26 protein-coding genes, 1 tRNA gene and 1 pseudogene are annotated in these 26,550 nt (G+C 71.8%); 18 read left to right on the forward strand and 10 right to left on the reverse strand.

The genetic code is table 11. The features are described 5' to 3' along the window. Positions 1-2: 2 nt before the first annotated feature. Both ABD714_RS09905 and ABD714_RS09910 read right to left on the reverse strand, forming a co-directional pair. The gene (locus ABD714_RS09905; protein WP_344812155.1) at positions 3-824 is read right to left on the reverse strand and encodes an ATP-grasp domain-containing protein; all 822 of its coding nucleotides are present in this window, start codon (positions 822-824) and stop codon (positions 3-5) included. A gap of 290 nt (positions 825-1,114) precedes the next feature. Beyond that, positions 1,115-1,197, reverse strand: a tRNA-Leu gene (locus ABD714_RS09910). A 380-nt stretch (positions 1,198-1,577) separates the two neighbouring features. On the opposite strand from ABD714_RS09910, the gene ABD714_RS09915 reads away from it, so the two are divergent. The 8 genes and pseudogenes from ABD714_RS09915 (at position 1,578) to ABD714_RS09955 (ending at position 12,308) form a co-directional block, all read left to right on the forward strand. After that, complete coding sequence (locus tag ABD714_RS09915; RefSeq protein WP_344812156.1) at positions 1,578-2,486, forward strand: FHA domain-containing protein; 909 nt, start codon at positions 1,578-1,580, stop codon at positions 2,484-2,486. 15 nt (positions 2,487-2,501) lie between these two features. Then, positions 2,502-2,990, forward strand: a complete 489-nt coding sequence (locus tag ABD714_RS09920; RefSeq protein ID WP_344812157.1) for an FHA domain-containing protein FhaB/FipA — start codon at positions 2,502-2,504, stop codon at positions 2,988-2,990. 4 nt (positions 2,991-2,994) lie between these two features. Continuing rightward, positions 2,995-4,020: pseudogene (locus ABD714_RS23055) on the forward strand (PP2C family protein-serine/threonine phosphatase); the annotation flags it as partial. Between the two features lie 739 nt (positions 4,021-4,759). Continuing rightward, positions 4,760-6,136, forward strand: coding sequence for an FtsW/RodA/SpoVE family cell cycle protein (locus ABD714_RS09935; RefSeq protein WP_344812158.1), 1,377 nt, complete (start codon positions 4,760-4,762; stop codon positions 6,134-6,136). Next, a complete protein-coding gene (locus tag ABD714_RS09940) occupies positions 6,133-7,572 on the forward strand; it encodes a peptidoglycan D,D-transpeptidase FtsI family protein (RefSeq protein ID WP_344812159.1) in 1,440 nt (479 codons plus the stop codon). The genes ABD714_RS09935 and ABD714_RS09940 overlap by 4 nt, the downstream gene beginning before the upstream one ends. A gap of 238 nt (positions 7,573-7,810) precedes the next feature. Then, complete coding sequence (gene pknB, locus ABD714_RS09945; RefSeq protein ID WP_344812160.1) at positions 7,811-9,589, forward strand: Stk1 family PASTA domain-containing Ser/Thr kinase; 1,779 nt, start codon at positions 7,811-7,813, stop codon at positions 9,587-9,589. Positions 9,590-9,943: 354 nt separating this feature from the next. After that, positions 9,944-10,576, forward strand: coding sequence for an alpha-ketoglutarate-dependent dioxygenase AlkB (locus ABD714_RS09950; protein ID WP_344812161.1), 633 nt, complete (start codon positions 9,944-9,946; stop codon positions 10,574-10,576). 127 nt (positions 10,577-10,703) lie between these two features. Continuing rightward, positions 10,704-12,308 (forward strand): LLM class flavin-dependent oxidoreductase, encoded by a 1,605-nt coding sequence (locus tag ABD714_RS09955; RefSeq protein WP_344812162.1) that lies wholly within the window; start codon positions 10,704-10,706, stop codon positions 12,306-12,308. Between the two features lie 120 nt (positions 12,309-12,428). Here the strand turns inward: ABD714_RS09955 and ABD714_RS09960 are convergent, their stop codons facing one another. Then, the gene (locus ABD714_RS09960) at positions 12,429-13,067 is read right to left on the reverse strand and encodes an aminodeoxychorismate/anthranilate synthase component II (protein WP_344812163.1); all 639 of its coding nucleotides are present in this window, start codon (positions 13,065-13,067) and stop codon (positions 12,429-12,431) included. 65 nt (positions 13,068-13,132) lie between these two features. Further along, on the reverse strand, positions 13,133-13,993 hold the full coding sequence (locus ABD714_RS09965) for a DUF881 domain-containing protein (protein ID WP_344812263.1): 861 nt from the start codon (positions 13,991-13,993) through the stop codon (positions 13,133-13,135). 47 nt (positions 13,994-14,040) lie between these two features. Between ABD714_RS09965 and ABD714_RS09970 the strand changes: the two genes are divergently transcribed. Further along, the gene (locus tag ABD714_RS09970; RefSeq protein WP_344812164.1) at positions 14,041-14,313 is read left to right on the forward strand and encodes a cell division protein CrgA; all 273 of its coding nucleotides are present in this window, start codon (positions 14,041-14,043) and stop codon (positions 14,311-14,313) included. A 198-nt stretch (positions 14,314-14,511) separates the two neighbouring features. Continuing rightward, complete coding sequence (locus ABD714_RS09975) at positions 14,512-15,840, forward strand: MATE family efflux transporter (protein ID WP_344812165.1); 1,329 nt, start codon at positions 14,512-14,514, stop codon at positions 15,838-15,840. A gap of 9 nt (positions 15,841-15,849) precedes the next feature. Here ABD714_RS09975 and ABD714_RS09980 read toward each other — a convergent pair whose 3' ends face one another. Continuing rightward, the gene (locus ABD714_RS09980) at positions 15,850-16,281 is read right to left on the reverse strand and encodes an Rrf2 family transcriptional regulator (protein ID WP_344812166.1); all 432 of its coding nucleotides are present in this window, start codon (positions 16,279-16,281) and stop codon (positions 15,850-15,852) included. A gap of 90 nt (positions 16,282-16,371) precedes the next feature. Between ABD714_RS09980 and ABD714_RS09985 the strand changes: the two genes are divergently transcribed. The 6 genes from ABD714_RS09985 (at position 16,372) to ABD714_RS10010 (ending at position 20,489) form a co-directional block, all read left to right on the forward strand. Then, positions 16,372-17,214 carry an NAD(P)H-binding protein gene (locus ABD714_RS09985; protein WP_344812167.1) on the forward strand — a complete coding sequence of 281 codons (843 nt, stop codon included), beginning with the start codon at positions 16,372-16,374 and terminating at the stop codon, positions 17,212-17,214. 192 nt (positions 17,215-17,406) lie between these two features. Continuing rightward, entirely contained in the window at positions 17,407-17,739 is a 333-nt protein-coding gene (locus ABD714_RS09990; protein WP_344812168.1) for a PadR family transcriptional regulator, read from the forward strand. Then, positions 17,736-18,104, forward strand: coding sequence for a DUF1048 domain-containing protein (locus ABD714_RS09995; protein ID WP_344812169.1), 369 nt, complete (start codon positions 17,736-17,738; stop codon positions 18,102-18,104). The genes ABD714_RS09990 and ABD714_RS09995 overlap by 4 nt, the downstream gene beginning before the upstream one ends. Beyond that, complete coding sequence (locus tag ABD714_RS10000) at positions 18,101-18,880, forward strand: ABC transporter ATP-binding protein (protein ID WP_344812170.1); 780 nt, start codon at positions 18,101-18,103, stop codon at positions 18,878-18,880. The genes ABD714_RS09995 and ABD714_RS10000 overlap by 4 nt, the downstream gene beginning before the upstream one ends. Continuing rightward, positions 18,877-19,641, forward strand: coding sequence for an ABC transporter permease (locus ABD714_RS10005; protein WP_344812171.1), 765 nt, complete (start codon positions 18,877-18,879; stop codon positions 19,639-19,641). Before ABD714_RS10000 ends, ABD714_RS10005 begins: the two co-directional genes overlap by 4 nt. A gap of 23 nt (positions 19,642-19,664) precedes the next feature. Then, positions 19,665-20,489, forward strand: a complete 825-nt coding sequence (locus ABD714_RS10010; RefSeq protein WP_344812172.1) for a sugar phosphate isomerase/epimerase family protein — start codon at positions 19,665-19,667, stop codon at positions 20,487-20,489. Between the two features lie 56 nt (positions 20,490-20,545). Here the strand turns inward: ABD714_RS10010 and ABD714_RS10015 are convergent, their stop codons facing one another. The 3 genes from ABD714_RS10015 to ABD714_RS10025 all read right to left on the reverse strand — a co-directional run bounded on the left by ABD714_RS10015 (position 20,546) and on the right by ABD714_RS10025 (position 23,701). Beyond that, positions 20,546-21,097: a potassium channel family protein gene (locus ABD714_RS10015; protein ID WP_344812173.1), complete on the reverse strand. Its 552-nt coding sequence runs from the start codon at positions 21,095-21,097 to the stop codon at positions 20,546-20,548. Positions 21,098-21,467: 370 nt separating this feature from the next. Next, positions 21,468-22,505: a LacI family DNA-binding transcriptional regulator gene (locus ABD714_RS10020; RefSeq protein ID WP_344812174.1), complete on the reverse strand. Its 1,038-nt coding sequence runs from the start codon at positions 22,503-22,505 to the stop codon at positions 21,468-21,470. A gap of 248 nt (positions 22,506-22,753) precedes the next feature. Beyond that, positions 22,754-23,701, reverse strand: coding sequence for a hypothetical protein (locus ABD714_RS10025; RefSeq protein WP_344812175.1), 948 nt, complete (start codon positions 23,699-23,701; stop codon positions 22,754-22,756). An 83-nt stretch (positions 23,702-23,784) separates the two neighbouring features. Between ABD714_RS10025 and ABD714_RS10030 the strand changes: the two genes are divergently transcribed. Then, a complete protein-coding gene (locus ABD714_RS10030) occupies positions 23,785-24,165 on the forward strand; it encodes a VOC family protein (RefSeq protein ID WP_344812176.1) in 381 nt (126 codons plus the stop codon). A 51-nt stretch (positions 24,166-24,216) separates the two neighbouring features. Here ABD714_RS10030 and ABD714_RS10035 read toward each other — a convergent pair whose 3' ends face one another. Both ABD714_RS10035 and ABD714_RS10040 read right to left on the reverse strand, forming a co-directional pair. Next, positions 24,217-24,801 carry a dihydrofolate reductase family protein gene (locus tag ABD714_RS10035; protein WP_344812177.1) on the reverse strand — a complete coding sequence of 195 codons (585 nt, stop codon included), beginning with the start codon at positions 24,799-24,801 and terminating at the stop codon, positions 24,217-24,219. Positions 24,802-24,868: 67 nt separating this feature from the next. Beyond that, the gene (locus ABD714_RS10040) at positions 24,869-25,861 is read right to left on the reverse strand and encodes an aldo/keto reductase (RefSeq protein WP_344812178.1); all 993 of its coding nucleotides are present in this window, start codon (positions 25,859-25,861) and stop codon (positions 24,869-24,871) included. Between the two features lie 91 nt (positions 25,862-25,952). On the opposite strand from ABD714_RS10040, the gene ABD714_RS10045 reads away from it, so the two are divergent. Continuing rightward, complete coding sequence (locus tag ABD714_RS10045; RefSeq protein WP_344812179.1) at positions 25,953-26,549, forward strand: BLUF domain-containing protein; 597 nt, start codon at positions 25,953-25,955, stop codon at positions 26,547-26,549. The last annotated feature ends 1 nt before the right edge of the window (position 26,550 follow it).

Genomic DNA, 26,550 nt, shown 5'->3' on the forward strand with positions numbered 1-26,550 from the left:
GGTCATCGGGGCAGGTGGTCCTCGAGCACACCCGCGAGGAGCTCGGGCGCCAGCGCCGACAGCGCTCCGAACCTCCCGTTCACCTCGAGCACCAGTGGTCGGCCGGCGTCATCCAGCCGTATGTCCATGTCCACCGGCCCGACCAGTCCGAGCGCCTCCACGGTGGCGACAGCCAGCTGCGCTATCTCGGGTCGCGAGCCGTCCGGGACCCGGATGGCATCCGCGGCGTTGCCGACCCGGCCCTGCTTCAGCACGGTCTTCTCCAGCACGTAGGACCTGACGGTGCCATCGACAGCCCGGTAGGTCTGAGGCGCGTACTCCGTGCCACCGGCGAAGCTCTGCACCACGTGAGCAGGGCCGACGGTCGACCAATCGACGTCTGCAGGCTCCTCCACCAGGACCACTCCGCGACCGCCCCGGGAGACGCGCGGTTTGACCACGACGGGACCGCCGGCCCAGGCGATGGCGTCCGCCGCTGAGGCGAAGGCGTTCGCCGGCGCGTGCACGGGCACCGGCACACCGACCGCAGCCAGTGCCCACATGGTGAGCAGCTTGTCCGCGGCGATCGCCGAGGGGACCGCTCCGGCGGTGACCACCCGGGCCGGGGTCTTGTCGGCGCGGCCCAGGGTTGCCGCCCGCCCCAAGATGTCGGCGAGCACCGCGATCTGTGGCAGCTCATCCTGCACGGTGGGGATGATCACGTCCGGTGCCACGGCCGCGACCACATCCCGCATCGCCGGGCCGTAGCCGAGGTCACCGGCAGGCGGCACCGCCAGCACCCGGTCGTAACCAATGGCCTCCAGCGGCGTCAGATCAACGCCCACGACGTGCACAGACAGACCGTCAGCGATCCGCTCGGCCAGCTGTCGACCCAGAGACCGTCCCGCTGGGCCGCCAGCGCCGGTGATCAGCAGAGTTCGTTCGGGCCTCGGCACCAGGTCAGTCTGGCACAGCGGCAGAGACCGGTCGGTGGCCGACGGCCTGCTTCACCGCACAGGGAGGATGAGTGCGTCGGCAGGGCGTATCGAGTCCCCGCGACCATTTCGGCGCACTCAGACAACGCTTCCACGGAACGCAAAAGGCCCCGGGTTCCGAAGATCCCGGGGCCTGTCGGTGCGCGAGGGGGGACTTGAACCCCCACGTCCTTGCGGACACTGGCACCTGAAGCCAGCGCGTCTGCCATTCCGCCACTCGCGCGTCAGCGACCCCTGGTGGGGCAACCGCCGGGAAAGGCTAGCACGGTGTCCGGGAGGGCACGAATCCGTTGACGACCGCCCGGTGACCCCTCGACGGGCCGGGACACGCCGGGAGCTCGCACCCGGATCGAAGCCTTCCAGGCGTTACCCGACGGTGACCGCGCAACCGTCAGGTGAGCGGGGAGAACCGTCCCGACGTGACCGAACCGTGCTCTCACCGGCCGGCGGAACCGGGGTCGGGCACGATCTGCTGGATACGATCTAGGCTGATCCACCGTGCCGAGGCTGTGGTCCCGGTGCGCCGCGGGCGCGTACGGTCGCTCCGGTCTGTCCAGCACGACGTACGGAACGACGACGGCGACGATCCAGGGAGGAGGCGACGTGAGCATCTTCGGCAAGTTCGAGAAGAAGGTCGAGAGCGCGGTCAACGGCGTGTTCGCCCGCGCCTTCAAGGGTGACGTCCAGCCGGTCGAGATCGCGGCCCGGCTGCAGAAGGAGCTGGACGCCGAGGCCAAGCTGATGTCGCGGGACAAGCGACTGGTGCCGAACGAGTTCTCGGTCGGTCTCTCCGAGCACGACTACGCCAAGCTCACCCCGTACAGCAAGACCCTGATCGCCGAGCTGGCCGCGGAGCTGAAGACCCACGCCCGCGACATGGGCTACGTGTTCAACGGCCCGATCCGGATCCACTTCGACCAGGACACCGCCCTGCCGACCGGCCGGTTCACCGTCGCCTCGGAGGCCGTCGCCGGCATGACCCCGGCGGGAGAAGCCCGGCCCGCCGCCCCGTCGGGCCGGTTCGGACGCTCCGGCACGTCTCCTCAGTCGGGTCCCCCGGCCCCGTCGGCGCCGTCAGCCCCCTCGGCGCAGTCAGCTTCCTCGGCGTGGTCAGCTCCGTCGGCCCAGAGTGCCGCGTCCGGGCTCAGCGGGGGGTCGGCCTTCTCGGCCCGGTCCGCCGAGAGCGCGCCGGACGATCTCTACCGACCCACCACCAACCGCACCGCGCTGGTGCTCGAGGTGAACGGGCTGCGGCACCCGCTCACCCCGCCCGGGTTCGTGATCGGCCGAGGCACCGACGCCGACCTGCGGATCGACGATCCCGGCATCTCCCGGCTGCACGCCGAGGTGAAGGTGCACCCCGCGAGCGGGGCGACCGAGATCCTCGACCTCGGCTCCACCAACGGCATCACCGTCAACGGTCACAAGGTGCAACGGGCCGCGCTGACCGAGGGCACGCGGATCGAGATCGGTTCCACCCGGATGCTGGTGCACGCGCCTGCCGGGCGCTGAAGGCACCTGGCAACCATGTCCGAGCTCGCTGTCACCGCCATCAAGGTGCTCTATCTCGCGCTGCTGTGGCTGTTCATCCTGTCGGTGGTCTCGGTCATCCGCAGCGACCTGTTCGGTCGGACGGTGCCCACGCCCTCCCCGGTGGACGACCCCCAACCGCAGCCGCTGGAGGAACCGGCCCCGGCGAAGAAGTCGCGTCGGGGCAAGAAGGGCCGCCCGCACAAGCTGACCATCGTGCAGGGACCGCAGTCCGGCCTGACCGCGGGTCTCGCCGACGGGGTGGTGCTGATCGGCCGCGGGTCGGACTGCCAGCTGATCCTGGACGACGACTACGTCTCCACCCGGCACGCCCGCGTCGTGGCCGCTGACCAGGGTCCGTACGTGGAGGACCTCGGCTCGACCAACGGCACCTACGTCAACGGCCAGCGCATCACGGCGCCCACCAGCGTGTCCCTGGTCGACACCATCCGGATCGGCAAGACGGTCCTGAAGCTGGAGGTCTGAGCGGATGACCCTCCAGCTCCGCGTCGTCTCCCACTCCGAGGTCGGACTGGTCCGCAAGAACAACCAGGACTCCGGCTACGCCAGCCCGCACCTGCTCGTCGTCGCCGACGGGATGGGCGGAGCAGCCGCCGGCGACCTGGCCTCGGCGGTGGCCATCGACGAGATCAAGCGGCTCGACACACCGGACCTGCTCGCCACCACGGCGCCGGCCGGAACCCCGGACACGGCCACGCCCTCGCTCGACCACGATGAGCCCGCGTCGAGAACGTCCGGCGACGAGGACCCGGTGCAGACCCCGGGCCCCGGCGGGTCCACGGGGTCCGAGTCGGGGTCGGCGGGTGGTGACGAGAACACGGTGATCGTGCCGCTCACACTGGTCGACCAGGAGCCGGGGGCGGCCGGACTCAACCCGCTGCTCGCCCGGCTGGCCGCCTCGATCGCGGACGCCAACACCCGGATCGCCGACCTGGTGGCCGCCGACTACAGCCTCGAGGGGATGGGGACCACCGTCACCGGAGCGGTCTTCGACGGTTCTCGGCTCGGTCTGGCCCACATCGGCGACAGCCGGGCCTACCTGCTCCGCGACGGCCGGCTGGAGCGCCTGACCCACGACCACAGCTGGGTGCAGTCGCTGATCGACGACGGCAAGATCTCCCCCGACGAGGCGGCCTACCACCCGCACCGTTCGCTGCTGCTGAAGGTCCTGAACGGCCAACCGGCCAACGACCCGGACCTCACCACGGTGGAGCTGCGGGCGGGCGACCGGTTGCTGTTCTGCAGCGACGGGCTCTGCGGTCTGGTCGACGACCCCCGGATCGGCCAGCTCCTCGGACAGGCCGACCTCGACACAGCGGTCGCCGACCTGGTCGACGAGGCTCTGGCCGCCGGCGGCATCGACAACATCACCGTGATCGCGGCCGAGGCCGTCGAGCTGACGAGCACGGTCGTGCCGGAGGAGGACGACACGGCGGTCCGGCCGGTGGTGGGAGCCGCTGTGGTGCTCGGCGCTGCCGCCGAGCGCGAGATCCCCGCGGCGCCGACCCGGGGCTCGCTGGTGCCGGGCTTCGACAAGGTCGACGACAACCTCGACGAGGACCCGGCGACGGATCCGGACGCCGGGACGACGACGCCCCCTCCGCCGGCTCGGAGCACCCAGGACGACGAGTCCCGCTACTCCCCGGGCCCGCCGGTCAAGCGGCGTCTCGTCCGCACGCTGCTGGTCGGGCTCGCGGTCCTGCTGGTGGCGGGCGCCGGCCTCGGGGCCGGGTACGCCTGGACCCGCACCCAGTTCTTCGTCGGTGCCGCCGGTGACCAGGTCGCCATCTACCAGGGTCTGCCGGACGGCATCCCCGGGTTGCGGCTCTCGACGGTCTACGAGGTGCAGGACCTGCCGGTGCGGAGCCTGCCGCCGTACTACCAGGCGGAGGTGACCGCCGGCATCGAGGTGGCGAGTGTCGAGGCGGCCCGGGTCACCATCGAGCAGCTGCGCGAGATGGCCCTCCGGTGCGCGACCAAGCCGTCCGCCTCGCCGACCCCGAGGCCGACCGGCGCCTCCGCCGGCACCCCCAGCAGTCCGATCCCGCGCAGCTCGAGCACCCCCGGGGCGTCGGGCACGCCGAGGACGGCACCCACCCCGTCGGGGGCCAGCAGCTCCCTCACCTCCACCCAGCCCACCGCCGCCCCCCGCGCGACGACCCCGAGCACGCCCGCGCCGACCCCGCTGCCCGGTGAGGGCTGCTAGTGGTGACGAGAGCACGGCGAGCCGGCCGATGAGCGCCGACTCCGCGATGACCGTCGTCCCCCGCAAGCGCCGGGGGGCGGAGCTCTTCGGGCTGCTGTTCGCCCTGGTCCTGGTGCTGGGCGCGTACGCGCAGGTCGATCTCAACGTCGACGGCGAGCTCTCGGCCCGGTTCACCACCCTCGCCATCGCGTCCACGGTCGCGGTGGTCGCCGCCCACATCGCGGTGCGCTGGCGGCTGCCGTACGCCGACCCGGTGCTGCTGCCCTGCGTGGTGCTGCTCAACGGGTTGGGCATCGCCATGATCCACCGGATCGACCTGATCAACTCGCCGCCCCTGGACGGGGCCCGCACCCAGCTGATCTGGACGACCATCGGTGTCGTCATGTTCATCCTGGTGGCCGTGGTGCTCCGCGACCACCGGCCGCTGCAGGGCTACACGTACACGCTCGGGCTGCTCGGTCTGGTCCTGCTGCTGCTGCCGCTCGTGCCGGGGCTCGGCACCGAGAAGTTCGGCGCGCAGATCTGGATCCAGGTCGGTCCCTACAGCTTCCAACCGGCCGAGGCGGCCAAGGTCGTGCTGGCCGTCGCCTTCGCCTCCTACCTGGTGGAGAAGCGGGACGTGCTCGCCCTGGCCGGTTGGCGGGTGCTGGGGCTGGACCTGCCGCGGGCCCGCGACCTCGGTCCGATCCTGTGCGTGTGGGCGATGAGCCTGCTGATCCTGATCTCCCAGCGCGACCTCGGCACCTCGCTGCTGTTCTTCGGGATGTTCGTGATGATGCTGTACGTCGCCACCGAGCGTCCCGGCTGGGTGGTGCTGGGCACCACGCTGTTCGCGGGTGGTGCGTACCTGGCGTTCCTGCTCTTCGACCACGTGAAGATCCGGGTCGGCGCCTGGCTGGATCCTTTCGGCGACTACGACCGTTACTACCAGGTGATCAACGCCCAGTTCGGCATGGCCTGGGGCGGTCTGCTCGGGCGCGGACTCGGCGAGGGCCGACCCGGACTGACCCCGCTGGCCCGCTCCGACTTCATCGCCGCCGCCATCGGCGAGGAGCTGGGCGCCACCGGTCTGATGGCCGTCATCGTGATTTACGGCCTGATCGTCTTCCGGGGCCTGCGCACCGCCCTGCAGTGCCGGGACCCGTTCGGCAAGCTGCTGGCGGCCGGTCTCGCGTTCGGTCTCGCGCTGCAGGTCTTCACCATCATCGGAGGGGTGACCCGGCTGCTGCCGCTGACCGGTCTGACCACCCCCTTCATGTCGCAGGGCGGCTCGTCGCTGATCTGCAACTGGATCGTCATCGGGCTGCTGATGGTCATCTCCCACCACGCCCGCAAGCCGATCGCCACCACGATGGAGATCGACCCCGACGGCGAGACGACCCAGCTGATGGCGAGACCGGTGTGAACAAGCCCATCCGCCGGGTCGCGTTCGTGGCCATGGTGATGTTCGCCCTGCTGCTGGGCAACGTCACGTACTCCGTGCTGTTCCGCCAGGCAGGTCTGGAGGCCGACAGCCAGAACCGTCGTACGCGGGACGCCGAGTTCGCCCAGGACCGGGGTGCCATCCTGGCCACCGGCAAGGTGCCGATGGCCGAGACCGAGGCGTCCGACGACCGGTTCCGCTTCCAGCGCGTCTACCCCGACGACGACCTCTACTCGGTGGTCACCGGCTACTACTCCTACGACCATGGCCGGACGGGGCTGGAGAACTCCTACAACACCCAGCTGGCCGGCACCGACGACTCGCTGTTCGTCCGCCGCCTGGTCGACCTGGTCACCGACAGCCCGCAGAAGGGCGCCAGCGTCCAGACCACGATCGTGCCGCGGGTGCAGAAGGCGGCGGCCGAGGCGCTCGGCAACCAGAAGGGCGCCGTGGTCGCCCTCGACCCCAGGACGGGTGCCGTGCTGGCCATGGTGACCAGCCCCGGCTACGACCCCAACACCGTCGCCAGCCACGACATCGAGGCGGCCAACAAGAGCTGGAGCGCCCTGGCCAAGGACAAGACCCGGCCGCTGGCCAACCGGGCCGCGCGCGAGATCTACCCGCCCGGGTCGACGTTCAAGCTGGTGACGGCGGCGGCCGCGCTGGAGGACGGCATGTCCGCCGACAGCAAGGTGGCCTCGCCGGACCGGCTGAAGCTGCCCAACACCGAGACCTACCTGCCGAACTCCACCAACTGCGGCGGCTCGGAGACCACCATCGGCAACGCCCTGCGGGTCTCCTGCAACACCGCCTTCGCCAACCTCGGGCTGGAGGTCGGGCAGGACAAGCTGCGGGAGCAGGCGCAGAAGTTCGGCTTCAACGCCCGGCACCTGGCCGACCTCAACGGCGTGGCCAGCCAGTTCCCCGACGAGATGGACCAGGCTCAGCTCGCCCTGAGCTCGATCGGCCAGTACGACGTGGCGGCCAGCCCGCTGCAGATGGCCATGGTCACCGCGGGCATCGCCAACGACGGGGCGGTGATGGATCCGTACGTGGTCAGCATGGTCCAGGGACCGGACCTCAAGCCGATCTCCACCACCAACCCCACCAAGCTGAGCCAGGCGATGAGCCCGGCGAACGCCAAGGAGCTGCAGGAGATGATGCGGGTCGTCGTGGCCGAGGGGACCGGGTCGTCGGCGCAGATCTCCGGCGTCGACGTGGCCGGCAAGACCGGCACCGCCCAGTCCGACCCGACGCGGAAGCCCTTCGCCTGGTTCACGTCGTTCGCCCCCGTGGACGACCCCAAGGTCGCGGTCGCGGTGATCGTGGAGGACGCCGACATCCCGCGGCAGGACATCGCCGGGGGGCGGGTGGCCGCACCGATCGCCCGCGCCACGATGCAGGCGGCCCTGTCGTGAGGGCTCGACCCGGTCAGGCAGGCACCCCGGCGGGTCGGGCCGGCACCAGAGCAGGTGAGGCTGGCACCCGAGCGGGTCGGGCCAGCACCCGGGCGGGCAGCCGGAACACCCCTCGCCGCCCGGTCGTCGGGCAACCCGCACCCCTCGGGGTGGTCGTGCGACCTGCCGTGGTCGTGGGAGGGTCGACGAGCGTGGCCGCGGTGTCGGCGGGAGTGCCGAGGATGAGAGGACTGAGGAGATGACGAGCCAGCCCAAGCTGGTCGGGGGACGCTACGAGCTGAGCGGGCTGCTCGGCCGCGGCGGGATGGCCGAGGTCCACCGGGCGCTCGACCTCCGACTGGGGCGACCCGTGGCGGTCAAGGAGCTGCGCGCCGATCTGGCGACCGACCCGACCTTCCAGGCCCGGTTCCGTCGTGAGGCGCAGTCCGCCGCCGGTCTCAACCACCCGACCATCGTCGCCGTCTACGACACCGGGGAGGAGACGAACCCGGTCACCGGGACCTCGATCCCGTACATCGTGATGGAGCTCGTCGAGGGCCAGACGCTGCGGGACGTGCTCCGCGAGGGCCGCAAGCTGCTGCCCGAACGGGCGCTGGAGCTGACAGTCGGTGTGCTGGACGCACTGAGCTACAGCCACAAGGCCGGCATCGTGCACCGCGACATCAAGCCGGCCAACGTGATGCTGACCCCCACCGGTCAGGTCAAGGTGATGGACTTCGGCATCGCCCGGGCGGTCGCCGACACCTCGGCGACGATGACCCAGACGGCGGCGGTGATCGGCACGGCCCAGTACCTGTCGCCCGAGCAGGCCCGCGGCGAGACCGTGGACGCCCGCAGCGACATCTACTCGGCGGGCTGCCTGCTCTACGAGCTGCTGGTCGGACGGCCGCCCTTCGTCGGCGACTCGCCGGTGAGCGTGGCCTACCAGCACGTCCGCGAGCAACCCGTCCCGCCCAGCCGGCTCGACCCCGAGATCACCCCCGACATCGACGCCATCACGCTCAAGGCGCTGGCCAAGGACGCCGACGACCGCTACCAGTCGGCCCGGGAGTTCAAGAACGACATCACCCGGGTGCTGGCGGGACAGCAGGCGACCGCCGTGGTCCCCCGACCGCTGCCCGAGTCGGACGTGCCGACTCGCGTCGCCACCCGCCCGGTGCCCACGCCGCCGCCCCCGGTGGACGACGACATCGACGAGGAGCCGAAGAAGCGCGGCGGACTCATCGCCCTCGTCGTCGTCCTCGCCGTCCTGCTGCTGGGCGGAGTGGCCTGGGGCGTCTACCGGTGGACGCAGCCGAACGAACCACCACCGCCCGCCCTCGTCGCGGTGCCGAACGTGCTCACCTACACCGCCGACCAGGCGACCGCGCGCCTCGAGGGGGTCGGTCTCAAGGCCACGGTGCGCGAGGTGAACGGACCGGCTGACACCAAGGGCCAGGTGACTCAGCAGGACCCGATCGCGGAGACCCAGGTCGAGGTCGACAGCTCGGTCACGATCACCGTCAACCAGGGTCCGGAGACCGCTGCCATCCCCGACGGGCTGGTCGGTCGGGACCGCAAGGCGGCCGAGGACCGGCTGAACGAGGCCGGCTTCGACTCCGTGGACGCCAAGGCGGCCACGTCGGAGCCGAACGACGCCAAGGCCGGTCAGGTGCTCACGGTGAGTCCCAAGGAGGGCGCGACGGTCCCGCTCTCGACCAAGGTCACGCTCACCTACGCCACCGGGGAGTCGACCGTTCCCAACCTCGTCGGCGTGAACCGGGAACGGGCCGAGACCGACGCCAAGGCGGCCGGCTTCAAGGTCCGCTTCACCGAGCAGCCGACCGACGAGCAGCCCGCCGGACTGGTCGTCTCCCAGGACCCGGCCTCCGGCTCGACGCTGGCCCGCGGGGAGACGATCTCGCTCGTGGTCGCCGCGACTCCCCCGCCGTCGCCGTCCCCGACCCCGACTCCCCCGCCCACCTCGGCCCCACCGAGCACCCCCACCACCCCGGAGCCGTCCGACACCCCGAGCTGAGCTCCGGAGCGGGCACGGGGCGGGCGGGGCTGGCGGGCGGGGCCGGCGGGCGGGGCTGGCGGGCGGGGCCGGCGGGCGGAGCCAGGCGTCCGTTCTCCGACCACTGTCGGCGTACGCGCCCGTGCTGTCGGCAGGAGCGTGCGCTCTCCGACCATGGTCGCCAGGTCGCCGCGTACGGACGGCGGGAGCGGGCGGCGGAGACGGGTGGCGGGGGCGGGTGGCGGGGGCGGGCGTTTCCGACCACTGTCGACTTCTGCGCTCCGTCCGCTCGGCGGGAGCCTGCGCCTCCCGCCCGCGGCGAACGCTGCGGTTCGCCTAATAGAACACGGGATCGAATAGGGGTACACTCGGCGCATGTCCGTGATGACCGCACTGCAGGGGTCCCTGTTCGAGCTCGACGCGGCGCCCGGGTTGGGCCCGCTGGCCGATCTCGTCGTCCGGCACCGGCTCGGCCGGGGCGCGTGGGTGGATCTGCTGCCCGGGTGGCTGGGTTGCGCCGATGAGGTGTACGACCGGTTGCTCGACGTCGACTGGCAGGCCGAGCGACGTCAGATGTACGAGCGGGTGGTCGACGTGCCCCGGCTGCTGCGGTTCTACGGCGAGGGCGAGGAGCTTCCCCACCCGACGCTGACCACGGCGCGGCAGGCCCTCAACCAGCACTACGGCCCCGAGCTGGGCGAGCCGTTCACCACCGCCGGGATGTGTCTCTACCGGGACGGCCGCGACTCGGTGGCCTGGCACGGCGACACGATCGGCCGGGGCCGGAGCGAGGACACCATGGTCGCCATCCTCTCGCTGGGATCGGCGCGGGAGTTCCTGCTCCGCCCGCGGGGCGGCGGCGCGACCATCCGGCATCGACTGGGACACGGCGACCTCATCGTGATGGGCGGGTCCTGCCAGCGCACCTGGGAGCATGCGGTCCCCAAGACCTCCCGCCCCGTCGGGCCGCGGATGAGCGTGCAGTTCCGACCCCGCGGGGTGCGCTGACCGCAGGATCCGGGCGGACGACCCGCGCCCGGTCGGATCGCGGTGGCCCGACGGAAGCGAGAGCAGGAGCACGGGAGCGGGATCCGGTGGGTGCCGCGGGAACGAGAATGTGCGGCAGGATCGGGACGTGACCGACTACGGCCAGGATCTCCAGTTCGGTACGTTCCTCACCCCCGACGCGAGCCGGCCCGATCAGGTCGTCGAGCTGGGGCTGCTGACGGAGGCGGCCGGTCTCGACCTGGCCACCGTCCAGGACCACCCGTACCAGGCCCGGTTCCTGGACAGCTGGGCGCTGATCGGCACCATCGCGGCGCGGACCAGCACGCTGCGACTGACCACCAACGTGACCAACCTGCCGCTGCGGCCGCCGTTCGTGCTGGCCAAGACCGTGGCCAGTCTCGACCTCCTCAGCCGCGGGAGGATCGAGCTGGGGATCGGAGCCGGCGCGTTCTGGGACGCCGTGGTGGCGGCCGGTGGTCCCCGGCGGACGCCGAAGGAGGCCGTCGCCGCGCTGGCCGAGGGCATCGAGATCATCCGGGCCACATGGGACGCCGCCCGGCGCTCCGTCCGGGTCTACGGGACGCACTACCGGGTCGTCGGCGCGCATCCCGGTCCCGCGCCGGCCCACGCCATGGAGATCTGGGTCGGGGCCATCGGACCCAAGATGCTGGCGCTGACCGGCCGGTCGGCCGATGGCTGGCTGCCGTCGCAGGCGTACGTGCCGCCGGACCAGCTGGCCGAGAAGAACGCGCGGATCGACGAGGCAGCGCTGGCGGCCGGGCGGGACCCCGGGCAGATCCGCCGGCTCTACAACGTGAACCCGTCCACCGATCCGGCCTGGGCCGAGCAGCTCGCCGAGCTCGCCCTCGTCCACGGCGCCAGCACCTTCATCGTCGCCGGCGATGACGCGCAGGTGATCCAGCGCTTCGGGAGCGAGATCGCCCCGGCGGTCCGCGACCTGGTGACCGCCGAACGCACGGGCGGCTCGAGAGACCCCGACCGGCTCGACTCGGAGACCCACGCCACCGCCACCGACCCGTCCGCCACCGGTGCCGACGGGGACGCCGAGCTGTCGGCGGAGCCCCCGCGCTCCCGGTCGGAGGCGGGACCGGACGTCCCGCGGGGACGCCGGCTGGGCGACGGACCCCGCCCGACCCCGGACGACGGCGTACGCCGCAGCGACCGCCGTCCGTGGGACGACGCCACCCGACCCACGTACGCCCCGTCCTCGGCCCCGCTCACCTGGACCGCGCACGAGCGGGCGTCCGGCCAGCACCTGATCGACGTCCACGACCACCTGCGGACAGAGCTGCGGCAGCTGTTCGACCTGATCGACCAGGTGGCGGCGGGTGCCGTCGACGCCGGCCGGGCCCGGTCGCTGATCAATGCGATGACGATGCGGCAGAACGACTGGACACTCGGGGCCTACTGCCAGTCCTACTGCAGGCTGGTCACCACCCACCACTCCCTCGAGGACGCCAGCTTGTTCCCCCACCTGCGATCCGCGGATGTCGCCCTGTCCCCGGTGATCGACCGGCTGGAGGCGGAGCACCACGTGATCGCGGGGGTGCTCGACGAGGTCGACCGGGCCCTGGTCGCGGTCGTCTCCGGGCCCGACGGGCTGCCCGAGCTGCGCCGGGCCGTCGACCTGCTCAGCGACACCATGACCTCGCACCTGTCGTACGAGGAGCACGAGCTGGTCGAGCCGCTGGCCCGGTTCGGCTTCTCCTGAGCGTCCCGGGCGGGTTGGATTACTTCGTGACGGGAATCTGCTTCTCGTCAGCCGTTCTCCGGCGTTTTGCCGGGTCCTGCGCCTCCGAGGTGATCGTTCCCGTCACCTCCGGCCCAGCACTCAGCGGGCGCTCATCAGCGGAGCGAAGTCCTTGGCCCGCTCGGGTGCCTCCGGGTCACCGCAGATCGCCAGCCAGTTGGCCAGCATCTGGTAGCCGCCCTCGGTGAGCACCGACTCGGGGTGGAACTGCACGGCCTCCACCGGCAGGCTGCGGTGGCGGACGGCCATGATGACCCCGCCCTCCGTCGCCGCGGTGACCTCGAGGACGGCCGGCATGGTGTCCGGCTCGATCGCCAGCGAGTGGTAGCGGGTGGCGGTGAACGGCTCCGGTAGACCGGCCAGCACGCCGAGCCCCTCGTGGTGCACCGACGAGGTCTTGCCGTGCAGCAGCTCGGGCGCCCGGTCGACCACCCCGCCGTACGCGACCCCGATCGCCTGCAGACCCAGGCAGACACCGAAGATCGGCACCTCGCCCGCCTTGCGGTGGATCACGTCGATGCAGACACCGGCTTCCTCGGGAGTGCCGGGTCCGGGCGAGAGCAGGATCCCGTCGAAGCCGGCGGTGAAGGAGTCGTCGGCGAACCTCGGGTCGTCGTTGCGCCACACCTCGACCTCGGCGCCGATCTGCGCCAGGTACTGGACGAGGTTGTAGACGAACGAGTCGTAGTTGTCGACCACGAGGATCTTCGTACGCGGCATGGGCCCATTCTCGCGCACGGGCCACGACGTGTCGGCCACCCGCGGATCTCGGGGACGACCCGCGATCAGCGGGGAGTCTCCAGCGGGGTCGCGTACTGCAGGTCGATCGAGCCCTGGTAGCCCGGGAAGTCCGCGCGCGACGAGGAGGTCACCTCGTACCCCAGCCGGTAGGCGTCGACGTACTGCTGGTAGATCCGGATGAACTCCGAGCCGGCCAGGGCGGCCTGCAGCTTCGCCGGGTCACCGATGGCGCTGATCCGGTACGGCGGCGCGTAGGGGATGCCGTGCAGCACGACGGTGTTCCCCACGCACTTGATGCCGGTGGTGGCGATCACCCGCTGGCCCTGGATGGTCATCGCCTCGGCGCCACCGCGCCACAGCTCGTTGGCCACGGCCTGGATGTCCTGCTGGTGGACGACCAGCAGGTCCTGGTCGACCCCGTCGCCGGCCACCGAGCTCGGTGCGTCGGTGAGGGTGACGGTCACGCTCGGCCCCGAGACCGGGGTCAGCCCGACCAGCGCGGACCGCTCGGCCAGCTCCTCGGAGAGGTCGGTGCTGCCGGCGTCCCCCTGGGCCGCCGCGAGCGTGTCGACCTCGGACCGCAACCGGGTGAGCTGCGCGGCCAGCGCGGTGTTGCGGCGCGACTCCGACTGGACCAGGCTGACCAGATCGGTGTTGCGACCCGGCCGCAGGTCGATCCCGCGGGCGTTCGAGGCGCTCACCACCACCAGCAGCCCGGCGACCACCAGCACCGCCGCCGTGGCCAGCCGTCCGGCCCGGGTGCGTTGGCTGTCGCGCCGCCGCTGGGCCGAGCGGGCCCGGACCAGGGACCGACGCAGGCGACGCCAGACGGACTGCACCGGTCGGCCCGATCCCTCCACGGCCCCTCCGTCCCTCGTCCCCGTCGTCGGCAGCGGCGGTTCCACGGCCAAGTGAACTACGCTAACGGCTCGACACCCGAGGAGTTATCAGCGTGCCCGAGTCCAGAGTCCGTAAGTCGACCGAGAGCAAGAAGAAGCACAAGGCGGCAGCCGAGGCGACACCGAAGAAGGTCAAGGCGCCGTCCAGCCGACGTTGGGTGCCGCCGACCTTCATCACGGTCGGTCTGCTCGGGGTGGCCTGGCTGATCGTCTTCTACATCGCCGGCTACCAGATCCCGTTCATGGCGGCGCTGGGCAACTGGAACATCCTGATCGGCATGGGCGGCATGGCCGCCGCGTTCGGGATCGCCACGCTCTGGCGCTGACGGCACGACCGTGCACCCTTGGCCCGGTGGTCGACTGCTAATGACACGCGTGTAACTCGTCCACACTGGGGACAACTCCTGTGGACAACGAGTCGCCCGCCCCCTGCATCCACCCCGCCCCTCGTCCACCCCGCCCCGTCGTCCACGACGACCGTCCGACCCGAGGCCGTGATGCCTGCCCGACCCAGCCGGAGCCGCGTGCCCGGGGAGAACCGCCGCTTCGGTGCCCTCGACCGCGAGATCTTCGCGCTCGCGCTGCCCACCTTCGCCACCCTGGTCACCGAGCCGCTGCTGCTGATCGCCGACTCCGCCTTCATCGGCCACCTCGGCACCGACCAGCTGGCCGGTCTCGGGATCGCCGCCAACCTGATCGGCATCGTGGTCGGGCTGTGCATCTTCCTCGCGTACGGGACCACGAGCACGGTGGCGCGTCGGCTCGGCGCGGGTGACCGACGGGCGGCGCTGTCCGGCGGGATCGACGGGCTCGTCCTGGCCGTGCTGATCGGCGTGGGGCTGGTGGTCGTCCTGCAGCTGCTGCTGCCGACCATCGTCGGCGCGTACGGTCCCTCGGCCCCGGTCCGCGAGGCGGCGCTGGCCTATCTGCGGGTGGCCGTCTGCGGGCTGCCGTCCGTCCTGGTGCTGCTGGCCGGCACCGGGGTGCTCCGCGGTCTGCAGGACACCACCACCCCGCTCAAGGTCGCGGTCGCCACCAACCTGGCCAACATCGCCCTGAACGCGACCCTGGTCTACGGGGTGGGACTCGGCATCCGCGGCTCGGCCATCGGCACCCTGATCGCGCAGACCGGGGCGGCTGCCGTGATCGCGGTCATCGTGATCCGGGGTGCGCGCCGCTCGGACGTGCCGCTGGGGTTCCACCCCCGCGGTGTCCTCGCCGCCGCCCGGACCGGGGTCTGGCTGATCGCCCGCACCGCCACCCTGCAGGCCGCCATCACGCTGACCACCGTGGTGGCCGCGGCCGGAGGCACCGTCGTGCTGGCCGCCCACCAGGTGGTCAACTCGATCTGGGTGCTGCTGGCCTTCGCGCTGGACGCCATCGCCATCGCCGGCCAGGCGATCATCGGCCGCCTGCTGGGAGCCGGCGACGTCGCCCTGGGGCGGGCCATGACCACCCGGATGATCGGCTGGGGCGTGGTCTGCGGCGTGGGTTTCGGGCTGGTCGTGGCGATCGGTGGGCAGTTCGTGGCGGCGGTCTTCACCCCCGACCCGGAGGTGCAGCGACTGGTCGGGCGGGTGCTGGTGGCCGTGGCCGTGCTCACACCGATCTCCGGCATCGTCTACGTGCTGGACGGGGTGCTGATCGGGGCCGGGGACGGCCGCTACCTCGCCCTGGCCGGTCTGCTCTCCCTGCTGGCCTACATCCCGCTGGCCCTCACGGTGCGCTGGCTGGACGCGGGCCTGGTCTGGCTGTGGGTCGCGTACGGCGGCTTCATGCTGGCCCGGATGCTCACCCTGGTGCTCCGCGCCCGCTCCGACGCCTGGATCCGTACGGGCGCGGACCTGACCTGAGCGGCCGGCTCAGACGGCCAGCGCGACCCCTGCGGCCAGGTCGGCGATCGTGATCCGGTCGAGCTCGGCCCGGACGGCCCGGCGGGCGCGCGCGTCGATGTCGACCAGGGACTGCTGGATCGACCGCCCGACCGGGCAGGCCGGGTTCGGACCGTGCAGCCCGAGCACGGCGTCATCCCCCTGGACCAGGTCCCAGACCTCGGCCGCGGTGATGTCGGTGGACGGGCGGCCGAGACCCCAGCCGCCCCGCGGCCCCGGGCGGGAGGAGACCAGACCGGCGTCCCGCAGCGGACCGAGCACCCGGCGTACGTGGACGGGGTTCGCGTTCACGCTCCGGGCGAGCTCGTCGGAGCTCACCGCGCGCGCCTCCGCCATGACGCTGGCCAGATACGTGAGGACGTGCACGGCCACCGCGAACTGGGTGCTCGTCGGTCTCGCCATGCGTCCATTCTCCCAGATCGCCGTCAGACTGGCTACAGTTATTCGTCATCAGACTGAGACAGTCTTTGTTCACCCTCAAGGAGCTCACCCATGACCATCGCCCTCACCGGTGCCGCCGGCAACCTCGGCCGCCTCGTCGCCGAGCAGCTGCTCGCCCTCACCGACCCCGCCGACGTCGTCCTGATCACCCGGCGGCCCGAGGCCGTCGCGGACCTGGTCGCTCGCGGGGCCTCCGTGCGGTCGGCCGACTTCGCCGACGCCGACACGCTGCCCGCGGCCTTCGCCGGGGTCGACCGGTTGCTGATCATCTCGACCGACGTGGTGGGTGACCGCCTGGAGGGTCAGCTCGCCGCCGTCGCCGCGGCCAGGACCGCCGGCGTGGGGCACGTCTTCTACACCTCGGTCTCGGAGCCGACCGCCGACAACCCCGCCGGGGTGGTGCCGGATCACCGGGCCACCGAGGAGGCGCTGGCCGCCAGCGGGCTGCCCTGGACCGCGCTCCGCAACAACCTGTACTCCGAGTTCCAGCTGCCGACGCTGCAGCAGGCCGCCGCCAGCGGACAGCTGGTCACCAACGCCGGCGCCGGTCTGACCGCGTACGTCACCCGGACCGACTGCGCGGCCGCGGCCGCGGCGGCGTTGCTGCTGCCCGAACCGGCCCAGGTCTACGACATCACCGGCCCCACCGCCGTCTCCACGGCCGACCTGGCCGAGCTGGCCGGTCAGATCGGTGGCCAGCCGGTCGAGGTGGTCGACGTCACCGACGAGGCCTACGTCGCCGGGCTGGTGTCGGCCGGCCTCCCGCAGCCGGTGGCCGAGCTGCTCGCCTCCTTCGGGACGGCCACCCGCGAGGGCTTCATGGGGGCCACGAGCGACGCTGTCGCGGATCTCACCGGTCGCCCGGCGACCCCCCTGAGCGCGCTCGTCTCCTAGGAAGCTGCGTCGAACTCAGCTCGACCTGGCCGGAACGGCCGCGACACGCCGGTGGAGCCGCCAGTCGGGCTGAGTTCGACGCACCGACACCGTGCGCCTGGACGCCTCGTTCACTATTCGGTGTTGCTAGCTACCGGTACTTGGTGTTACGGTCTACCAGTAGTCAGCGACAGAGAGTAGCGAGGTGGGTCCGTGGGCAACCAGATGACGGAGATGCTCAAGGGCACCCTCGAGGGGATCGTGCTGGCGATCCTGGCCCGCCGCCCCGCGTACGGCTACGAGATCACCGCAAGCCTGCGGGAGCAGGGTTTCACCGACCTGGTCGAGGGCACCGTCTACGCCCTGCTGATCCGGATCGAGCGACGCGGCCTCGTGGACGTGGAGAAGGTCCCCTCGGAGAAGGGGCCGCCGCGCAAGGTGTACTCGCTCAACGCCGACGGACGCGACCAGCTGGACGAGTTCTGGAGGACCTGGAGCTTCCTCACCGAACGCCTGGAACAGCTCCACGGAGGAGGACGATCGTGAGCATCAAGTGGCTCGAGCTGGTCACCGGCCCGCTGGAGCAGAAGAAGGGATACCGGCGGCAGAAGAGGAGGATCGAGGCGCTGCCCGAGCCGTACCGCGCCTCCGCCAAGGCGTTCCAGCGCTATTTCCTCTACTACGCCGGTCTGGTGGACGGGGACTCCGTCCTGACGATGCTCGAGGACTTCGCCGACCTCTGGGAGCGGGCCGCGGCGGACGGGACCCCGGTCCGCGCGATCGTCGGCGACGACCCCGTCGGGTTCGCCGAGACGTTCTGCCAGTCCTACACCGGCACGCACTGGATCGACAAGGAACGTGCCCGGCTGACCAGAGCCGTCGAGGACACCGAACAGGGACACCAGCCGTGAGCGCCACGACCGCCATTCGGGTGCAGGGGATCGAGAAGTCGTTCGCGGACCTCCCCGTGCTGCGCGGCGTCGACTTCGAGGTGGACGCCGGCAGCATCTTCGCCCTGCTCGGCTCCAACGGCGCCGGCAAGACGACCCTGGTGAAGATCCTCTCGACCCTGCTCACCGCCGACGCCGGCCACGCCGTCGTCCACGGTGTCGACGTCACCGAGCACCCTGCCGAGGTGCGTCGGGCGATCAGTCTCACGGGCCAGTTCGCGGCCGTCGACGGCGTGCTCACCGGTCGCGAGAACCTGGTGCTGGTGGCCCGGCTGCGCCACCTCCCCGACCCGGGGAGCGTCGCCGACGACCTGCTGATCCGCTTCGGGCTCGCCGACGCCGCTCAGCGCCGGGTGGCGACCTACTCGGGTGGGATGCGACGTCGGTTGGACATCGCGATGAGCCTCATCGGCGACCCACCGATCATCTTCCTCGACGAGCCGACCACCGGTCTCGACCCGCAGGCGAGGAACGAGGTCTGGCAGACCGTGCAGGATCTCGCGAGGGGCGGCACCACGGTGCTGCTCACCACCCAGTACCTGGACGAGGCCGAGCACCTCGCCGACCGGATCGCGATCCTGCACCGCGGCACGATCATCCAGAACGGCACGCTGGCCGAGCTCAAGCAGCTGCTCCCGCCCGGCGAGGTGACCTACGTCGAGAAGCAGCCCTCGCTCGAGGACGTCTTCCTCGCTCTCGTCGGCCCCACGGCACCGGACGAAGGGGACCACCGATGACCACGCACGTGCTGAGCGACACCGGTGTCCTCACCGGTCGCTCCCTCCGCCACATCGTCCGCAGCCCCGACACGATCATCACCACCGCTGTCACCCCGGTCGCGCTGATGCTGTTGTTCACGTACGTGTTCGGCGGCGCGATCGACATCGGCTCCGGAGAGTCGTACGTCAGCTACCTGCTGCCCGGGATCTTGTTGATCACCATCGCGTCCGGGGTGGCCTACACCTCCTACCGGCTGTTCCTCGACCTGCAGGGCGGCATCGTCGAGCGGTTCCGGTCGATGCCGATCGCCCGCTCCAGCGTGCTGTGGGCGCACGTGCTGACGTCCCTGGTCGCCAACCTCGCCGCCGTGGTCATCGTCATCGGGGTCGCGTTGGTCATGGGGTTCCGGACCGGCGCCTCCGTGGCCGCCTGGCTCGCGGTCGTCGGCATCCTCGTCCTGTTCACCCTGGCCCTGACCTGGATCGCGGTGATCGCGGGCCTGTCGGCGAAGACCGTCGACGGCGCCAGCGGCTTCAGCTATCCCCTGATCTTCCTGCCGTTCATCAGCTCCGCCTTCGTGCCGACCGACACGATGCCCGGTCCGGTGGCCTGGTTCGCCGAGCACCAGCCGGTCACCTCGGTGGTCGATACCGTACGGGCGCTGTTCGCCCAGCAGCCGGTGGGCGACGACATCTGGGTCGCCCTCGGCTGGCTGGTCGCCATCGGTCTGGCGGCGTACCTGGGCGCCGGAGCGATCTACCGGCGCAAGGTCCGCTGACCGGACGCCGTTAGGGTCGAGGGGTGACCGCCACCCGACGCCCCGCCCCCGTCAAAGCCGTCCACAGCTGGGCGTTGCACCGCACCCTCGGATCCTTCGTCGCCGCCGGGGCCATGCCGATGGGCGGGCTGCCGGCCGGCGGGGGCGGCGGACTCGCCCTGCTCGACCTTCCCGCTGAGCTGGCTCGGCGCGGGTACGGAGCGTTCCAGCTGGCGCACTTCTACCTGCCGAGCACCGACCCCGGCTACCTCGCCGAGCTGCGCGCGGCCCTGACCGCCGCTGACGTCCAGCTGGAGTGCTTCCTGATCGACGACGGGGACCCCAGCGACACGATCGGCGCCGCCCCCGGCGAGGACTGGATCAGCGGCTGGCTCGACATCGCCGTCGCCCTGGGCGCGCCCCGGGCCCGGGTGGTCGCGGGCAAGTCCGAGCCCACCCCCCTGCGACTGGACGCCAGCGCGCGGGTGCTGCGGCGCCTGGCCGACCGGCACCCGGAGCTCCGGGTGGTGACGGAGAACTGGCACGCCCTGCTGCCGAACGCGGACGCGGTGATCGCGCTGCTGGAGCGGACCGAGGACCGGGTCGGGTTCCTGGCCGATCTGGGCAACTGGCGCGGGCCGGGGAAGTACGACGAGCTCGCCCGGGTCGCCCACCTGGCGGAGACCTGCCAGGCCAAGGTGCGGATGGCGGACACCGGCCTGGACGTCGAGGACTACCGGCGGTCGCTGGGCGTGCTGCGGGACGCCGGCTACGCCGGTCCCCTGGCCATGGTCTACGACGGCCCCGACCCCGACGAGTGGGGACACCTCGACCAGGCGTACGCGGTGGTCACCGAGGTGTTCGGCTGAGGTCACGCGCCGTCCCGGCTCCGGTCGGGCTCGCGCCCGGTGCGGTCCCGCCGGGTTCACGACTCCGGGGAAGCATCCGGGGGCCGGCGCCGGACGGCTCGCCGACCGGCGTTCAGCAGCAGCCTGACCACCAGGCCGAGGACCACCAGGTTCAACAGCATCTGCACGCTGACCAGGACCTTGGCGGCCGGGGTCTGGGCCACGATGTCGCCGAAGCCCACGGTGGCGAACACGGTGATCGTGAAGTAGAGAGCGGTCGTCCGATCCAGCGGCTGGCTGAAGGCGGCGTGGTCGCCGGCATCGGCCGACAGGTAGAGGCGCGCGAACAGGGTCAGGAAGATCATGATGCTGAGCGTCATGGCCTCGATCGCGCGCAGCTCGGGATGGCGGGACCGACCGATCAACGGCAGCTGGGCCCCGACCAGCGCGGCGAACAGCACCACGTCCAGCAGCAGCCACGGGACGTCGGAGACCCCGTCGTCCAACCGCACCGGCAGCAGGTAGTAGATCGCCATCACCGCCACCAGTGACCCCAGCATCCGGGCCGCGGTCACGAGTGCGGCGCGCACCGTTCCCTTGGCCAGACCCTGACCGGAGAGGACGCTCACCCGGCGAACTCTTCCGTGCCGAGGGGGCCGGCGGGTCAGGGCGCGCCGACCGGGTGCCCGGCAGCTGGTCGGAACGGTCGGCCCTCCGCCGAGCGCGATCGGCCCCGCCCGGCTCGGGTCTGCGCGGTGACCCCGGCTACGGGAGCGCCCCAGGATCCGCCTCTGGACAGCGCCAGGGTGCAGACCAGCAGGGCGCCGGCGGATCGTCCCTCATGATCACCCCGTTGCTCTCACGTCGTGTCGGTCGGACGGTGGTGCGGCGGGTGGTCGTCGTGCTGGCCGGACCGGCGGGCGGGGTCACAGAACGCTGGGCCGGGCGTGTTCGACCGAGCCGGGTCGGTGTCGACTCGGCGGTGGTGACGGCTGTCGGTCAGTCCGGGCAGCCGCAGGACTGCCGTATCACCGCCTCGGTGGCCAGGACGTGCTGACCCACCGGCCCCGCGGACCCGCCGACCCGTCGGTGGAGCAGCTCCGCGGCGCGGCCGCCCATCTCCCGGACGGGCTGGCGGGCGGTGGTGAGACCGGGTCTGACGTAGCGTGCGGCGGTCACGTCGTCCCAGCCGGTCAGGGAGAGATCGGCACCGGGGACGATCGACCGTCGGCGGAGCCCCGCTCCCAGGGCGAGTGCGACCTCGTCGTTGGCGCAGACCAGGGCGTCCGGCCGCGACGGGAGGCCGAGCACGAGCGCGACAGCGGCGTCCCCGCCCTGCTCGGTGTAGGGCACGCGCAGCGGTTCCGCAACGGGGTCCAGACCGCTCTCGGTCAGGGCGGCCTGGAAACCCGCGTGCCGGGCCGCCACGTCGCTGGACTGGTCGGGGTCCCCGACGAAGACCAGTCGACGGCGCCCGTGGACGTCGATGAGATGACGGGTCAGGGCGTTCGCGGTGTCGGTGCTCTCACTGATCACGACGTCGCAGCCCTCGAGCCGCGTGCGCCCGACGACCACCACCGGGATGAGCGCGGCCAGCGCCGCGATCTCCTCGGCCGGGATGTCCATCTGGGCGATCATGACGCCGTCCACCCGGGCCCGCAGGTCGGCCAGCGTGCGGGCCCGTCGCGGCAGGTCGGCCACCACCAGCAGCAGCTCCTGGTCGTGACGGGCCGCCACCTCCTCGTACCCCATCAACAGCTCGGAGTAGTAGGGACCGTCCAGCGAGCCGATCACCACCGCGTGGGTCTGGTAGCGCGCCGACGCCAGGCTCTTCGCCGAGTTCTGCGGCACGTACGCCAGCTCGTGCGCGGCCTTCAGCACCCGTTCGGTCGCCTCCGGGGAGGTGACGGCGGTGCCACTGAGCACCCGCGAGACGGTGGCGATGGAGACCCCGGCCCGCTCCGCGACGGAGTAGATGGTGGCGCGACCCGACGTCGGTGACCTGCGCGCTCGTGGTCGGCCGCGGTCCGTCGACACCTCGTCCCCCTCCCGTCTCCTGCTCGGTCACGTGACGCAGGGTGGCAGAGATGCCGTCGTCGCCGCCCGTGGCTCCGTAAGCGCTTACAGTACCGAAGGGGTCCGCGGCTGGCAACCCACTGCGAGCTACGCCGACTCGTCCCGCCGGCGATTCCCTGGTCAGCCGCCGGTTCTCGGCCTCCACGACGCCCCCTTTCGCTCGGTGACGCCCCGTCTGCAGTGGGGGCGTCAGACAGCGAAAGGGGGCGTCAGCGGGGGTCGGAGGCCGGTGGCCACCACGGACCCCGATCCAGCTCGTCGAGCAGACCGTCGTACGCGATCCGGTCGTCGTCGGTGCCGGTGTGCGGGGCCGCGAACCAGTGGGCGTACGCGACGATCTCGGCCAACCGCCACTCCAGGTCGAACAGCTCGACCATCTCCGGGTCGGCGTCCACCCGTGCGCCGTAGCCCGCCTGCACCAGCGTGGCGAGATCCCGCTCGCGCGGCGCCAGCTTCAGCGACTCCCAGTCGACGAAGCGGATGCCGTCGCGGGTCATCAGCTGGTTGCGGGTGTGGGTCTCGCCGTGCGTGACCACCCACCGCCGATCGGCGGCGGCCTCGGCGAGCGCCAGGTAGCGGCGGGCCCACGTCGCGATCGCGGGCAGTCGCCCGGCGACCGCCCGTCGAGCCCGTTCCCCGTACGGACCCGTGGTCCACGGGTTCGCCACCAGACCGGCCAGCCGGTCCCCGGTGTCGGGCTCCACCACGGGCGCCCAGCCGGGCAGACCGGCGGGAGGGTCGGCGGCGTGCAGCCGGGCGAGGTCGGCGATGTTCGCGACGGCCACGTCGGCGTCGTCGACGGTGCCCTCCCCCACCACGGCGGCGTCGACCCAGGGCGTGCAGCTCAGCGCCCCCTGCGCCACGGGCACCAGCACCCCACCCGACCGGGTGCGCAACGGAGCGAGCACGAACTCCAGACCCGCGTCGGCCAACCGGATCGCGCCCGCGTACGCCGACGTCAGGGAGTCGACGGTGTGCCTCGTACCGAAGCGGTCGTACGTGGCGAACAGGCTCGGCCCGGCGGGCCCGTCGACCCGCCAGTGGTGGGCACCGAACCCCACGGCCAGGTGCTCGACGCCCGTCGCCGTGTCGTCCCAGGCGGCCCGGACGAGGCGGAGCACCTCGAGGTCGGTCAGCTCGGTCGGCGGTCCCAGCACCCGCGTCACGCTAGACGATCGAACGCCGGCGGGTGTCGCATTTGTCCAAGCCCACCTGCGGCCGCGGGAGGAGAGTGGGGTCCATGAGTGAGACGACGACGGTGGCCCTCGCGATGGTCACGCTGGACTGCGCCGACCCCCGGGTGGAGGCGACCTTCTGGTCGGAGCTGCTGGGCTGGGACGTCCTCGCGGTGGAGGACGAGTACGCGATGCTCAAGGGACCGGACTCCGCGGCCCTCGGGTTCGGCAAGGTGCCCGACTACGTGCCGCCGGCCTGGCCGAACGACCGGGGCAGCAAGCAGTTCCACTTCGACCTGAAGGCCGGCGACATCGCGGCGGCCGAGCGGCGGTGTGTCGAGCTCGGCGCGACCGTGCCCGACGACCAGCCCGGGGAGACCTGGCGGGTGCTGCTCGACCCGGCGGGACACCCGTTCTGCCTGACCGACGCGGCCAACTGGGGCTGATCGGCCCCCAGCCGTGGTCCCCGGCCCTGCTACCCCGCGGGTGGTCGGGGGTCAGGTCCGTGCGTAGGTGGCGATGATCACTCCGGTGCCGGTGACCACGGACCGGGTCAGGGTGAACTCGGTCAGCGGCGACGTGTCGTCGAACAGGCGGGTGCCCTGCCCCAGCACCAGCGGGTGGATCAACAGCGTGTAGGTGTCGACCAGACCGGCGGCGTGGAGCGAGCGGACCAGAGCGGCGCTGCCGATGACACCCAGATCCGGTCCGTCGGTGGCCTTGAGCTCGGCCACGGTCCGGGCCGCGTCCCCGGGCAGCAGCACCGAGTTCTGCCAGGCGTCCGCGTCGGTCATGGTCGTGGACGCGACGTACTTGCGCGCTCCGTTCAGGTGGGCCGTGAAGGGGTTGCCGTCCTCGGCATCGGCCCAGGCGTGGCGGAAGTCGACCCAGGTCCGCCGACCGAAGAGCATGTCGCCCGGGGCGCTCATGCCCTTGCCCATCTCGGCCATCATCACGTCGTCGGTGTAGCGCGGGCCCCAGCCGCCGTGGTCGAAGCCACCCCGCGTGTCTTCATCGGGTCGGCCCAGTCCCTGGACGACCCCGTCCAGGGTCGTGCTCATGGTCACGCTGAGGGTGCGCATCGTCCTCCGTCGGATCGGCAATCGTCAGGCGTGTGGACTCCGCGCGACGCCGCGACTCATCGCCGGTTCACCAGCGGTCGTGGATGGCGGCTCGGAAGTGCCGGTCGTAGATGTCCTCCACGGCGGCGAGGAACGCGTCGTCCAGGGCCGGCAGCTCGCCGGCGGCCGCGTTCGCGTGCGCCTGGTCGACCGAGCGGGCCCCCGGGATGACGGTGGTCACGCCAGGCTGCTGCACCACCCAGGCCAGCGCCACCTGGGCCGGCGTAGCGTCGATCCCGGCGCCGGCCACCAGCTCGGAGAACTCGCGCGCCGCCTCGACCCCGGTGGCGAAGTCGACACCGGAGAAGGTCTCGCCGACGTCGAACGCCTCGCCCTGCCGGTTGTAGGTGCGGTGGTCGTCGGCGGCGAACGTGGTGTCGGCGGTGTAGCGGCCGCTCAGCAGTCCGCTGGCCAGCGGCACCCGGGCGATGACCCCGACCCCGTTCGCCGCGGCCGCGGCGAGGACGTCGTCCAGCGGCTTGCGCCGGAACGCGTTCAGGATGATCTGGACCGTGGCGGTGCCCCGCCGCGACATCGCCGTCAACGCCTCGTCGCAGGTCTCCACGCTCACCCCGTACGCCGCGATGACGTGCTCGGAGACCAGGGTGTCCAGGTCGTCGTAGACCTGGTCGGCGGACAGGACCGACGCCGGCGGGCAGTGCAGCTGCACCAGGTCGAGCTGGTCGGTGCCGAGGTTGCGGCGGGAACGATCGACCCACGCGCGGAAGTTGGCCAGGCTGTAGTTCTCGGGCACCTGCTCCGCCCGGCGCCCCATCTTGGTGGCCACGGTCACGGGCGTGTCGGCGTGCTCGACCAGGAAGCGGCCGATCAGCTGCTCGCTGCGTCCGTCGCCGTACACGTCGGCGGTGTCGAGGAACGTGACCCCGCCCTCCACCGCGGCGGCCAGCACGTCCAGCGCGTCCGTCTCCGACACCGACCCCCAGTCCGCTCCGAGCTGCCAGGTGCCCAGGCCCACCACCGAGACGGGACGTTCCGTACGACCGAGAATGCGTTGCTCCATGGTCGTCAGACTAGGAGCGAGGTGGGAACCCCGGCTGACCCCCGTCCCGGCGGGACCGACGCGGCCGGCGTCCGACTCGTATCGTGAGTCCGTGATCCACACGCTGACCTACGTGAGCACGCTGCGAGACTCCCTCTCGCCGGCCGAGATCGAGGAGCTGCTGGCCACGAGCCGGGACCGCAACGCGGCCCAGCAGGTCACCGGCGTCCTGCTCGTACGAGATCGCCACGTGATGCAGATCCTGGAAGGGCCGGACCGGTCCGTCCGGGATCTCTACCGACAGATCGAGGGCGACTCGCGCCACTTCGACGTGACCACGGTCTGGACCAGCACCAGCGCGGAACGACGCTTCCCCGACTGGTCCATGGGCTTCGAGGATCTCGACGAGGTGGCCGACGACTCCGCAGCCGACGACCTGGCCCTTTCCGCGGCGGTCCGGCAGACGCCGGACCCCGAGCAGGAGGTCTTCATCCGTCAGCGGACGACGCTGCTCCGGCGCGCCCTGGCCAGTGGCGACCGGCTGATCGGAGCGCTGGCCATCATCCTGCACGCCCACGACACGACGAGCGTGCTGGCCGGCGGACGGGTCGTGCTCCAGTGTCGGGAGTGCCGCGCCGACGGTTCCGGCGGTCCGTACCCGTGTTCCACCGCCGCCAACGCGCTCTGGGCCCTCGACGCCGTCCGGTGAC

Source organism: Microlunatus aurantiacus (assembly GCF_039536605.1).
Classification (GTDB): Bacteria; Actinomycetota; Actinomycetes; order Propionibacteriales; family Propionibacteriaceae; genus Microlunatus; species Microlunatus aurantiacus.

Excerpts from the sequence above, each read along its gene's own strand:
- ABD714_RS09960 (WP_344812163.1), bottom strand. The coding sequence starts at position 13,067 with ATGCCGCGTACGAAGATCCTCGTGGTCGACAACTACGACTCGTTCGTC.
- ABD714_RS09935 (WP_344812158.1), top strand. The coding sequence starts at position 4,760 with ATGAGCGCCGACTCCGCGATGACCGTCGTCCCCCGCAAGCGCCGGGGG.
- ABD714_RS10040 (WP_344812178.1), bottom strand. The coding sequence starts at position 25,861 with ATGGAGCAACGCATTCTCGGTCGTACGGAACGTCCCGTCTCGGTGGTG.
- pknB (WP_344812160.1), top strand. The coding sequence starts at position 7,811 with ATGACGAGCCAGCCCAAGCTGGTCGGGGGACGCTACGAGCTGAGCGGG.
- ABD714_RS10030 (WP_344812176.1), top strand. The coding sequence starts at position 23,785 with ATGAGTGAGACGACGACGGTGGCCCTCGCGATGGTCACGCTGGACTGC.
- ABD714_RS10035 (WP_344812177.1), bottom strand. The coding sequence starts at position 24,801 with ATGCGCACCCTCAGCGTGACCATGAGCACGACCCTGGACGGGGTCGTC.
- ABD714_RS09980 (WP_344812166.1), bottom strand. The coding sequence starts at position 16,281 with ATGGCGAGACCGACGAGCACCCAGTTCGCGGTGGCCGTGCACGTCCTC.
- ABD714_RS10005 (WP_344812171.1), top strand. The coding sequence starts at position 18,877 with ATGACCACGCACGTGCTGAGCGACACCGGTGTCCTCACCGGTCGCTCC.
- ABD714_RS09950 (WP_344812161.1), top strand. The coding sequence starts at position 9,944 with ATGTCCGTGATGACCGCACTGCAGGGGTCCCTGTTCGAGCTCGACGCG.
- ABD714_RS09985 (WP_344812167.1), top strand. The coding sequence starts at position 16,372 with ATGACCATCGCCCTCACCGGTGCCGCCGGCAACCTCGGCCGCCTCGTC.
- ABD714_RS09920 (WP_344812157.1), top strand. The coding sequence starts at position 2,502 with ATGTCCGAGCTCGCTGTCACCGCCATCAAGGTGCTCTATCTCGCGCTG.